Raw genomic sequence first — 11,975 nt, forward strand, 5'->3', positions numbered from 1 at the left:
GTTATACGTTTTCCAGCTTTAAATAAACCTCTCGCAATTCCTGCAGCACCCTGTGCATCCGCACCTTTACTGCCCCTTCAGTGATCCCGAAGATGTGAGCCACCTGCTCGTACTTCATCCCCTGATATTTTGTGAGGATGAGCATCTCCTGCTTTTCAGGCGCCAGGTGTTTGATCGCTTTTTGCAAAAGCTCCAGATCTTGCGATTTGGCCATTTGAGAATGCGCATTCTCATCCACCTTGAGCTTTCTTTCCCAGGGCTCCATGTCGTCGGTGTAAGAAACCTTCTTTTGTTTTTTGTAATGGTCGGCATTTACATTCCTTGCCAGGTGATACATCCAGGCAGTAAACCGATGACTGCCGGAGGTGTCTTCCGTAAAGGTGTAGCGGTACTTGAGCATTCGGTAGAAGACATTGTGCACAAGGTCTTCGCTCACCGATCCGCTGCCGGTTAGCTTATAAAAAAAGCCAAAAAGATTTCTGTTGTGTCGCTCATACAGCAAAGCCATCTTGTCAAGATCGCCGGCCTTGACTTTCAGCATGAGCGAGTTGTCGTCCAAAGCATTCAAACCACCTGGGGTTATCGATTCATGTTCGGCGGGAAAACCTTGGTCGAAGAGAAAGGTTACATAGAATTATCTAAAAAGTTTTTCAGCCTAATATTTTCTTGTATTCGGCAGGGTTATTCAGCACCTGAATCGCCTTTTGAATATCCGGATCGTCGGGGAAGGTCACTTCGATGAGGCCTTTCTGCAGGTAGTAGCGGGTAATGATCTCCTGCTCCAACAGCCCTTTGATGTCGTCTTTGAACTTGGTGAGGTCTTTTTCTTTCAGCGCATTAATTTTTTCTTCCAGAGAACCCAACTGGTCTTCAAGGGTGGCGTAGGTCTTGTCTCTCTTGGCTGCGGCAAGCAGGTGACGATAAGCCCTGTCCACCGAAGTTTCGTAAGAAAGCTCCTTTTTACGAACCCAATTCAGAAAATCGTTGTAGTCGGCGTCGCTCAGCTGAAACTCTCTGGCGGCCGAAATTTGTGGATGCTGGTAATGGTAAAGCGTGGCATACTGGAATAGATACCCTTTGGAAGATAGCACAAGTGCGATGCTTGGATAGTCTTCTACCTCAACCACCACGTCAGGATCCAGTCCATCGCCATCATAAACCACCCTGCCATTTCCGGTTTTGAACGCTACTTTCAAAGAATCAGGCAGCTTGTTGACCGTGCCATCGGCATTGCGGTGGGCATAGTCCAACGCCTGAATACATCTGCCGCTAGGGATATAGTATTTGGCGGTAGTTACTTTGAGCTGGGCATTGTAGCTCAGAGGGCGTGTGGATTGTACGAGTCCTTTTCCAAATGTCTTTTCGCCAATCAAAACGCCTCTGTCGAAGTCCTGAATAACGCCAGCCACAATTTCGGAAGCTGATGCACTGCCTCCGTTGGTCAGAATGGCCAATGGGATTTGAGTGTCCACCGGCTCATCCAGTGTTTTGTAAGTTCTGTTGAGGTCGGTGATTTTGCCTTTTGTATCAACTACTTTTTTGCCCTTTGGAAGAAAAATATTGGAGATATTAACTGCTTCATGCAGCAACCCTCCGGGATTGTCTCTCAGGTCAAGAATAATAGAAGTGGCACCTTCTTTCTTCAATTTGATCACCGCCTTTTTCACTTCGTCCCCGGCATGTGTGGTAAACTCTGTTAACTTGATCAGGCCAATATTGTCATTCACCATGCCCGAGTAGTACACATTGTCGATGGTGATTTTTTCACGGTCCACCTGAAACACCATCGGCTCCTTTTTGCCATATCTGTTGACCGTGATGCCAAAGTTTGTTCTGGATTGCCCTTTGAGCAGCTTGCCCAAATCGAAGGTTTCTTTTTGCTCAACTTCAATGCCATTGATGCTCAGGATTTGATCCCCTATTTGCAAGCCCGCTTTGTGAGCAGGGTAACCTTCCTGTAGCATGATGATGGTGTGGTGTCCTTCAAGGAATTCTGTGCTGGCACCTATGCCCCCGTATTCACCGGTTGTCATTGTGCGGAAGTCTTCTATGTCGTCTTCTGGAATATATACGGTATAGGGGTCGAGGCTTTCCAGCATCGCATCAATACCTGTCTTGATCAACCTGTTAGGGTTCACGTCGTCCACATAGTAGGTGTTAATTTCCTTGTAGATGGAAGCAAACAAATCGAGGTTCTTGGCTATTTGAAAAAATTTGTCGCTGTAGCTGGAAAAACCAAACCAGCCGATGGCCAGTACTAGCAGCGTAGGTATAAAGAGGCGTCTTTGAAATTTACTCATTGTGCGGGCGTTTTGCGAGCGTCTACTTGAACGAATTATTTATTGAAGCAACGTTGCGGAGTTATTCTATACAATCATTCTTAAATTATGAATAATTCCCTTAATTTAAACAATAACGTTACCCCTTTCTAAATGATGCAGATCGAACCCATAAATATATGACATATTTTAAGAATAAAACAGTTTTTATCACCGGTGCCAGCAGAGGAATTGGCCTTGCCATCGGAAAAAAATTGGCCAGTGAAGGTGCCAATATTGTAATCGCTGCCAAAACAACCGAACCTCATCCGAAGCTGCCAGGCACTATCTATACTGCAGCCGAGGAAATCGAACAGGCGGGAGGTAAGGCTTTGCCGTTGATGGTGGATATCCGTTTTGAAGACCAGGTGCAGGCCGCTGTGGAGAAGGCAGTGGAGACGTTTGGCGGGATTGATATACTGGTTAACAATGCCAGTGCCATTAGCCTTACACCAACGCTGGCCACCGAAATGAAGCGATACGACCTCATGCATCAGGTAAATACCAGAGGCACTTTTTTGATGTCAAAGACGTGCATTCCCTACCTCAAGAAGGCGGAGAACCCTCATATCTTGAATATGTCGCCGCCGCTGAACATGGAGGCTCGCTGGTTTGCGCCTCACGTAGCCTACACCATGGCCAAGTTTGGCATGAGCATGTGTGTGCTGGGCATGGCCAAGGAGTTTAAAAAAGATAATATTGCTGTTAACGCTTTGTGGCCCCGAACAACAATTGCTACCGCCGCCGTGCAGAACTTGCTGGGAGGTGATCAGATGGTGAACCAGTCGAGGAAACCGGAGATACTGGCCGACGCTGCTTATTATATTTTAAGGAGAAAGTCATCAGAAGCCACCGGCAATTTCTATATTGACGATGAAGTGTTGAAGGCGGAGGGCATTACCGATCTCGCTGGTTATGCTGTCGACCCTTCTGCCAACCTCATGCCTGACTTCTTTATTTAAAACACCCCGCAACTATGGCCAAAAAGACTACCACTCCGATACTTGTTAAAAATGACCCCTGGCTGGAACCTTATGCTGAAGAGGTGAGTAATAGGATCGAAAGGTTCAATGCAGCCATGGGGGATATTAAAAAGGCCGCTGGCTCTCTGGATCAATTTGCTTCGGCTTACGAGTATTTTGGCCTTACCTACGACGACAAGGCCAATGGCTGGTGGTACCGTGAGTGGGCGCCTGCCGCCCATGCGCTTTCAGTGGTGGGCGACTTTAATGGGTGGGACAGAGAGGCACACAAGCTGAAGAAAAACAAGGAAGGCATTTGGGAGATTTTCATCGCTGAAGAAAAGAAGGGCGAGAAATTCCAGGACGGCACCAAGTTCAAAGTGCACGTAAAGTCTGAAGCTGGCGAAATGGACCGGATTCCAGCCTACGCCACTTACGTGGTACAAGATCCTACCACTTATGATTTCTCTGCTTGCGTTTATAAGCCAGCAAAAAAATTCAAATGGTCGGATGCCAAGTTTTCATCGGTGGCGGCCAGCAAGTGCCCCATTATCTACGAGTGCCATGTGGGTATGGCGCAGGAAAAGGAGGGAGTAGGCACCTACAGGGAGTTTGCCGAGCTTACTTTACCAAGGATCAAGAAGCTGGGATATAACACCATACAAATGATGGCCGTGCAGGAGCATCCCTACTACGGCTCCTTTGGCTATCATGTCAGCAATTATTTTGCACCCACCAGCCGATTTGGCACACCGGACGACTTGCGCTATCTGGTGAACAAAGCACATGAGATGGGCATAGCAGTGATCATGGACATTGTGCATTCTCATGCTGTGAAGAATATTGCCGAAGGACTCAACAAGCTCGATGGCACGCAAACCCAATATTTTCATGAGGGGAGCAGGGGCTTTCACGAACAGTGGGATTCCATGCTATTCAACTACGGCAAATGGGAGGTGAAGCAGTTTTTGTTGTCGAATGTGAAATATTGGCTGGAGGAGTTTCATTTTGATGGGTATCGCTTCGATGGGATTACGTCGATGCTCTACTTCCATCATGGCAACGTAAGCTTCGATCACTATGACAAATATTTCGCTGCCGGGGTCGACTGGGATGTACTCACCTACCTGCAGCTGGCCAACGAAATCATTCATTCCAAAAAAGGCACTATCTCCATCGCCGAAGACATGAGTGGCATGCCGGGCCTGTGCCGACCCACCAAAGAAGGAGGCCTTGGTTTTGACTATCGGCTGGCCATGGGCATTCCCGACTATTGGATCAAGTTGCTGAAACACAAAACCGATGAAGAGTGGAATATCCACGAGATGTGGAGTACGCTGCAAAATCGGCGGTTTGGAGAAAAAAACATCGCCTATGCCGAGTCGCACGACCAGGCCCTTGTGGGTGATAAGTCGCTGGCTTTTTGGTTGATGGACAAGGAAATGTACACCCACATGCACAAGGAGCTTCCAAGCCTGATCATCGACAGGGGCATTGCGCTGCACAAAATGCTACGGTTGTTTACTCTGTCTTTGGGCGGTGAAGGCTATCTGACCTTTATTGGTAACGAGTTTGGGCACCCTGAGTGGGTCGACTTCCCGAGGGAGGGCAATGGCTGGAGCTACAAATATGCCCGCAGGCAGTGGAGCCTTGTGGATCATGCCGATCTGCGGTATCAGTACCTCAACAGTTTTGACGAAGCCATGGTGCACCTGGCTACTTCGGAGGCTATTCCGGACAGCTTGCCAGCTCAGCAACTTAATATGGATGATACCAATAAGGTCATCATTTTTGAGCGCAAGAATCTGATCTTCCTGTTCAACTTTCATGGACAAAACTCAGTGCCCGACTACCGGTTCAAAGTGCCGCAGGGTGGTGACTACAAAATCGTGCTCAACAGCGACCACGCTAAGTTCGGAGGCTTCGGAAGAGTAGACGACAAAATGACTTATCCAACAGTGAACCTGTATGGAGAGCACTTTCTGAGTGTGTATTTGCCGGCAAGGGTTTGTTTGGTGATGAAGAGGGTGTGAGGAGGTAAGTGGTAAGCGGTGATCGGTATGTAGTCAATACGAAAAGCTACAACCGATCACTGAATTGCCGTAGGCGACTACAAAAAAAGTTGTTGACTATCTCTTCTGCAATACAACACTTTCCTTCACCCAGCAGCTTAGAACAATTTTATCTCCTTCCTGCATTCCTTCTTCGAAAATTTCTCCAATAGAAGGGAACTGGCTTTTTGCCTCTTCCATGCCTTTTGCATTGCCCGCTTTGCGGTACATGTCATAGGCTGCAATGAACACCGCCCTGTCTTTCACCCGGCTTACGCCTTCACGGCAATCCTCATAGCTATGGTAGTAAAGGTTACCTATCAGGTTGTAGGCTTCAGGCATTTCCTCCTGGTACCCGAGCGCTTTTCTCGCATGCGTTCGAGCCATCGCCTTTTGTTCCTGAGCTGCATAAATCCTGGCAATGTCCAGCGACGTCTCAGCCTTTTTGTCATTTTCATCGGTGAGGCTTAGCGCCTCGTTGTAGTATCTTAGCGCAGCTTCATGATCATCGTCAGCAGCTCTTTTTGCCGCCAGAATTCTGGCAAAACCATAGGATGGAGCTTCTTCCTGGATGATTTTGGCGGATTCAAAGAAGAGAGGACTGTCGGTGCACTTGCCTGTGAGCAAAAGATGAAAAACCTTCTTTGCCATCTTCAGGTTGGAGGGATCTTCTTTCAATTTACTTCCCAAGGTATTTTCTACAAAACTGCAATCCAGCGGAACAATCTCGATGAGAATCTGGTCAATGGTTTCTTGTATTTTAATCAACCATTCCGATGGTTCCCTGGCAATCTTTGCCTCAAGAATTTCGCTGATGCCGTCATAGTACTCTAGCACCTTTTCGTCGGAAATCCCTCCTCCAGTCAATTTTGATCTCTTCAGCACATCCATAAAAGCGATGAGGTTATTGTCGAATGCAGCCACTCCATTGAGGCTGTTTGCCTTATCAAGCAATTCAATCAGTTCCGGGTATTTCGCTTTGTTGTCCTTGTAGAACTTGTAGGCTGAAAATGCTTTGCGGTTGAGTACTTCTCCTTCGTGATTAAAGTATTCGATGCGCTTGTCGTAGATGGCCAATACCTTGCCCTGGTAGGATGCCTTAGCTGCTGCGTCCTCCGCTTTTTCTGCCAGGTCTTCGTAGGTTTTGGCAGCACCGATGTAAAGGCCCACGTTCAGGTTCGCCACTTCAGCAAGCAGCCACTCAAGGTAGGGTAGTGCTTCCTCAGAATTGCCCAGCTTCGACAGGTCGGAATAAAGCGCATAGTACTCCTTTGCTTTGGCAGCTTTGGTCGAATCTTCTGGCCAAATCCATCCGGGTTGGGCACTTAATCGGACACAGCAAAGAAAAAAGAAGAGCAGCAGGAGGGCTTTGATAGTCATAGCGGGAAATGATTTGTAGGTGATGCTTAATATAATTTAATCCTACAGGCGCTCATTTCCAAACTTGTACGGTGATAGCCCTATTTAAGCGGAAAATGAGCGTATTTACTCCCTCACCACCCTAAACCCAACACTCCTTTTGTCCGCCGTTATTGCTCCAGCCTTTTCATCGGCAAAATCATAGGCTCCAAAACCGTAGGTGTTTCCATCGGAGGCATATTCTGCCACGTTACCGCCAAGGTCGTAGACTTCAGCCTCTTTTACCTTAGAGGCCGGAAAGGAACCAACCTCTTTGAGCAGTGAGCTCTTTACGTCAGCTAATTTTGCTTTGAAGTCGGTCAGGTCGTCGATGGTGATGTTGTAGCCAGCCCAGTAGTTGAGCGTGTTTTCCTTCGCAGCCGACTTGAGGCCCAGGTCGTGCAGCTTTTTGGCTTCTGCCGTTGAAGGCAACCGGTAGGTTTGGCCGGTTTGAGTGCTTAGCCACGAGGTGTAGCCTTTCGCCTGCTCCAGACTCACCACAGCGGGGAAATTGTCCTGCCCGGCCGGGTAGCTGAACTCGCTGCTATAGGCTTTGAACTGCGCATTAGTCACTTCAAATTTGCCAATGGCAATAGAGTCTTTTTTAGTCGCAACAGTTTCAGGTATCAGGCTTCCCCTCACCATTTCGCCATAGGCTCCGTTTGTCGTTTTCGCTTTCTCCTTGCTGATCAGTTGGGCGAGAGGGCTGCCCTTTTTGAAAGCCTCATTGGTTTTGTCTGGCTTGCCCCACATGTACTTGTCGAACCAGGCAATTTCTTCTGTCATCTTGCGCTGCTGGTGAGTGATTTTCTGCAACCCATGGGGCTGGCCAGGAAACCATAGGAAGCGCACATCGGCTTGGCCGATTTGCTGGAGGGCACGGTAATATTCCCAGCTTTGGTCCCGTGGCACAGCCCGGTCTTCGCTGCCGTGGAAAATGAGTGTGGGTGTTTTCACTTTCTCCATTTCAAACAGCGGCGACTTCAGGATGTAGGCTTCGTTGTAGGTTTTGCCATTGCGGTTGTCCCATGGCGCACCACCGAAGTAGCTCTGATCGAAAGTGACACCGAACTGACAATTGCCATAGTCTGAAGTCCAATTCACATCGCCAGCACCTACAGCAGCCACTTTGAACAGGTGAGGATGCTCCACTGTGAGCATAGTCGCCAGAATGGCACCGTTCGACCAGCCCATTACCGCCATGGAGTCTTCGTAGATATACCCTTTTTCGTTCAACAGCTTGATGCCATTGATGATGTCTGGCAGCTCGTATTCGTAGTAATGCCCTTTGATGGACTCGACAAATTTCTGCCCATGGTTGGATGAGCCATGGTAGTTGGGCTTGAGGGTAAACACGCCCTTCTCGGCCATCAGGTGGGGATAATATCCCCAGCGATCGGCCCAGCGATCCATGTCCACACCCGACGGGCCACCGTGAATGGCTACGATGAGCGGGTATTTTTTCCCAGCGTCATAGTCGGTAGGATAATAAAGAATGCCAGTCACTTCCTCTTCCAGGGCACCTGTCCAGGTAATCACTTCCGATTTTGTCATCGGCTTTTTCGCCAGGTGTGTGTTAAGTTTGGTTAGTTCCTGACCAACGGCCAGCGAATTGCCCTTCTTTCCTTTGACAACTTCCGCTACCCGAACTTGGGTGGGAAGAGACGCTGTGGAGTATCCCACTAATAGCTTTGCCCCATTTTTGGCCGCCGCTACCACACTCAAATGATCGGTGTAGTTGCCTGCACTGATGATTTCCTTGCTCCAGTTGCCCCCGTTTTTGCTATAAAAAGCCAGCCCATTGTAGGCGCCTTTTGCCAGTGAGCCGATCACCAGAGAGCCGGCCACATCGTAGCCAGCACCCAAGCCCCAGTCGTGCCCCAGGTTGACTTGCGTAACGCTATTGTTTGCAAGGGCATAAAAATGCAGCAGGTCGATACCTGCACCCTGCCACTCAGGGTTGGACGAAAGGACGCTTGTGAAATAGAATCCGCTGTTGTCAGCAGCAAACTGGAAGTTGCCCGGGGTTTGATAAGCTGTAGTCAGTATCTCTTGACTCGTTTTGTCAGTGAGGTTCCAAAGGTGGTGTGTTGGCGATGGTTTGCCGTCAACACCATAATGGGGCGACATGGTTTGCGAGGTTACTGCCCATTTGCCATCGGGCGAAATGGCATAGCTGCTGATGGGGAACAGGTTGTCCGTTACCCTTTGCACTTTTTTCTTGTCCGTATCGAACGTGAATAACCTGCTTGGTTTCACATGCACAGAGTCTTCAATCACCTGCACATTGTCTTTCTTCTTTTCTATCTCTGTCTCATAAAGCGTCTTGCCTTCCTCCGCCTTAAAAATTAAGGTTTTTGCATCCAGCCTTTTTAATTGAGAAATAGATACGTCGAAAGAATCAACTACGTAAGCTTCTCCACCGAGAAGTGACAAAGCCCAAAGGTTCTTGCCCTTCACTTTTGAAGAAAGGAAGTAGATAGTTTCTCCATCGGCAGAAAATACAGGATTGCTTTCCGACTCATCGCCTCTTGTAAGCTGCACTGTTTTGAAGTTGCCGTCCCTGTCTTTGCTATTTAGCCGGGTGAGGTAAATGTCGGACACGAAGCTGTCTTTGTCGGGAGCAGGCCTGCGTTTCACCCAAGCCACCAGGTTGTTGTCGTCAGAAAAAATTGCGTCGGAAAGAGACTCCTGATTGACCACATCATCCACTGTCCATTTTTGAGCGGATGAAAAATGTGCTACAGACAATACGACAATTGCCAGGATAAATAGCTTCTTCATTTTCAGATAGGGTTAATTAGAAGCGGAAATTAGCGAAAGCCGTTGATACTTTATAGTATAATTTCGTTAGGGAGAGTCAGGCCAGAAGTCGGGCTTTTCCAACGTGCCGTACAGTCGGCAGTCGGCACATTCCGGGGGAGCCCATAGTAGGCCTTCCGCATCAACTATTAAGTAGCCCCACGAGATGAAAAGATTGAATTCGTCTTTGAACACGTCTCCTTCCTCCTGTGGCGAGAAGGTTTTTAGTTGATTGATGCATGGTTCGGCGGGATAGGTCAGGCTGCGCAAGTCTTTTTCCCGATCAATGAAAATTCGTTTTTGCGCAACACTGCTGGCGTCAAAATAGCCAAGCACTGGTTCTTCAGGGTCATCAATGTTGTGCACGTTGCCCGTTAGCTGATAAGGTTGAGGGTCAAAGAGTGTTCCCAAACTTTCGCTTGTTTTTTGTACCTCGCTCCAGTACCTGAAGCTCTTTTCACTTAGCGTTTGCTGCCGAACAAGAATGCTATACCTTGATTTAAGTCTGAAGGAAACCGTACTCACATAATTCACTTCGAATTCGCTTACCCGATCCGTTTTTAGGTTCGCCGTGCTTGTAACCAGCACTTGCCGGCAGGTGTCGGTTTTGAAACAAAGATTAATTTCTGGATTGCGACGAACAAAGGCAGGTGGAGTTACCGAAAAATTCCATTCATAATAGGAAGGATAGTGTGGTCGTATTTCGTAAGTTTCTGTCCATGAATATTTGTAATACTCGGACGTTCCAAGTGGATCATGCGCATCTACCATAATTCTAATCCCATCCAGACTGTCTCCAGCGTCAGTTAGGCGCATCTCTCGTTCAAAATAAATACTGTCGATGGGAGGAGTAGGTTTCAACGTGACGACGTCAGACTCATAACGCTGGTTTGATGATGTGATAATGCTCAAGGTGTAGTTTTTACCAGAACATCCGATAAAATCAAGTGGGTTGCTATGATACTTGCCGGGCGCAACCTCGGTAAATAGGAAAGCAGCTCCCTCTTCGTCTTTCACCTGGACAAAGGCACCTTTTTCGGGAATGGCTCCGGAGGCGTCCAGCGGCGCAGTTCTGCTCACAGTGATGAGGTAGGGCTCATCGGCATCGGAGATGTTGCCTTCCACCACCAGCACACTTTTAAAACCTCCTGTTTCTGGCTCAAAAGGTTCCACGCAGCCCCACAATGTGAGAATAAGAAGGCCGGTTAAAAAAGTGTTTCCTTTCAAGGTTGAAAGTGTTTATCATTTACCAAAAGTCCGGCTTCTCTAACGACCCATAGACTCTGCAATCGGCACACCTTCTGGGCGACATGAGAACGTACTGAACTGGATAAGGCCCTAACACGGAAATAAGCCGACCCCTCGTCAGGTTGATCGGGATGTCCTGCAAGGCCACTGTGTCCAGGGAATTGGGGCAGCCGGTGGATGGGAAAGTCAGATCTCTTAACTGGTCAATTTCAACGAACAAACGAAACTGTGACGATTGAGCCGCATCAAAATAGCCAAGTACAGCTTCGTCGGGGTCGTTTACATTTTTGATGTTTCCACGCAATTCGTAGGGCAGGGGATCAAATAGGGTTCCCAGACTTTCAGAATTCTTTTTTAACTCAGACCAATAGTGAAAGCCCTTTTCATCCAGCGCAAATTGTTCTACCAAAATGCTATACCTCGTTCTCAATTTGTAGTCTTCTGTGCTTACATAGGTTACTTCAAATTCACTTACTTTATCTTCGGCGAGTTGATCTGTGTCAGCGATCAATATGCTATTGCCTCGCCTTGAACTATAACACACCTGAGCGAAGACTTCCTTGCGCTTAATGGGGAACCTCGGATCTGGCGCCATAGAATCATAATCCCATGGAGCGGCATATGCCAAATAGGTTTCATAGGTTTCCGACCATTCGTACCTGTAATAGTGCGTGCCTGATGTTGGGTCATGAGCATCCACAAGTATTTTTACCCCATCCAGATTCAGCCCTTCATCATCGATTCGCTGCTCTCTTTTGAAATAAGCACTATCGATGGGCGGGGTTAATTTTACTTCAACAGGATCCGACTGGTAGTGATTTCCGTTGGCCGTGACTATGTCCAGCATGTAGGTTTGTTCAACCATGGCAACAAACTCGCTGGGATTGCTCATGTAAAGGCCAGAATCGCCTTCTACCAGGGGATATGTTTCGCCTTCACTTCCGATGATCGATACACTGGCACCAAGCTCAGGAAGAAACTCTTCATTATTTAGGGCCCTCGACCGTGACAAAGTAATTCTGTAAGGCTCTGCTTTATCAGAGAGGTAGCCATCTACTATTAATACGCTTTGGTAAGCAATTACTTTTGGGTCGAATTGTTCAATGCAGCTGCCTAAAAGCACAAGCAATAGCGCATTTCTGCCGGTAATAAATAACTTTCTTTGAAAGAATATTGTGTCAGTGATTTTCAATTTT

General features: G+C 47.8%; 8 protein-coding genes. 2 read left to right on the forward strand and 6 right to left on the reverse strand.

Going from position 1 to position 11,975, the window contains the following annotated elements; genetic code table 11:
* Window position 1 precedes the first annotated feature (1 nt).
* Both RIF36_RS07845 and RIF36_RS07850 read right to left on the reverse strand, forming a co-directional pair.
* Window positions 2-568, reverse strand: a complete 567-nt coding sequence (locus RIF36_RS07845; protein WP_350124642.1) for an RNA polymerase sigma factor — start codon at window positions 566-568, stop codon at window positions 2-4.
* Window positions 569-650: 82 nt separating this feature from the next.
* Window positions 651-2,300, reverse strand: a complete 1,650-nt coding sequence (locus RIF36_RS07850; RefSeq protein WP_350124639.1) for a S41 family peptidase — start codon at window positions 2,298-2,300, stop codon at window positions 651-653.
* 158 nt (window positions 2,301-2,458) lie between these two features.
* Between RIF36_RS07850 and RIF36_RS07855 the strand changes: the two genes are divergently transcribed.
* Both RIF36_RS07855 and RIF36_RS07860 read left to right on the forward strand, forming a co-directional pair.
* The gene (locus RIF36_RS07855) at window positions 2,459-3,280 is read left to right on the forward strand and encodes an SDR family oxidoreductase (protein ID WP_350124636.1); all 822 of its coding nucleotides are present in this window, start codon (window positions 2,459-2,461) and stop codon (window positions 3,278-3,280) included.
* Between the two features lie 14 nt (window positions 3,281-3,294).
* Complete coding sequence (locus tag RIF36_RS07860; protein WP_350124633.1) at window positions 3,295-5,313, forward strand: alpha amylase C-terminal domain-containing protein; 2,019 nt, start codon at window positions 3,295-3,297, stop codon at window positions 5,311-5,313.
* A 96-nt stretch (window positions 5,314-5,409) separates the two neighbouring features.
* On the opposite strand, the gene RIF36_RS07865 is transcribed toward RIF36_RS07860, so the two are convergent.
* The 4 genes from RIF36_RS07865 to RIF36_RS07880 all read right to left on the reverse strand — a co-directional run bounded on the left by RIF36_RS07865 (window position 5,410) and on the right by RIF36_RS07880 (window position 11,971).
* Window positions 5,410-6,711, reverse strand: a complete 1,302-nt coding sequence (locus RIF36_RS07865; RefSeq protein WP_350124631.1) for a hypothetical protein — start codon at window positions 6,709-6,711, stop codon at window positions 5,410-5,412.
* A 105-nt stretch (window positions 6,712-6,816) separates the two neighbouring features.
* Window positions 6,817-9,513 carry a S9 family peptidase gene (locus tag RIF36_RS07870; protein ID WP_350124629.1) on the reverse strand — a complete coding sequence of 899 codons (2,697 nt, stop codon included), beginning with the start codon at window positions 9,511-9,513 and terminating at the stop codon, window positions 6,817-6,819.
* Between the two features lie 66 nt (window positions 9,514-9,579).
* The gene (locus RIF36_RS07875) at window positions 9,580-10,758 is read right to left on the reverse strand and encodes a DUF4249 domain-containing protein (RefSeq protein WP_350124626.1); all 1,179 of its coding nucleotides are present in this window, start codon (window positions 10,756-10,758) and stop codon (window positions 9,580-9,582) included.
* Between the two features lie 19 nt (window positions 10,759-10,777).
* Window positions 10,778-11,971: a DUF4249 domain-containing protein gene (locus RIF36_RS07880; RefSeq protein ID WP_350124623.1), complete on the reverse strand. Its 1,194-nt coding sequence runs from the start codon at window positions 11,969-11,971 to the stop codon at window positions 10,778-10,780.
* Window positions 11,972-11,975 lie beyond the last annotated feature (4 nt).

It is taken from the genome of Imperialibacter sp. (assembly GCF_040222815.1).
Taxonomy (GTDB): domain Bacteria; phylum Bacteroidota; class Bacteroidia; order Cytophagales; family Cyclobacteriaceae; genus Imperialibacter.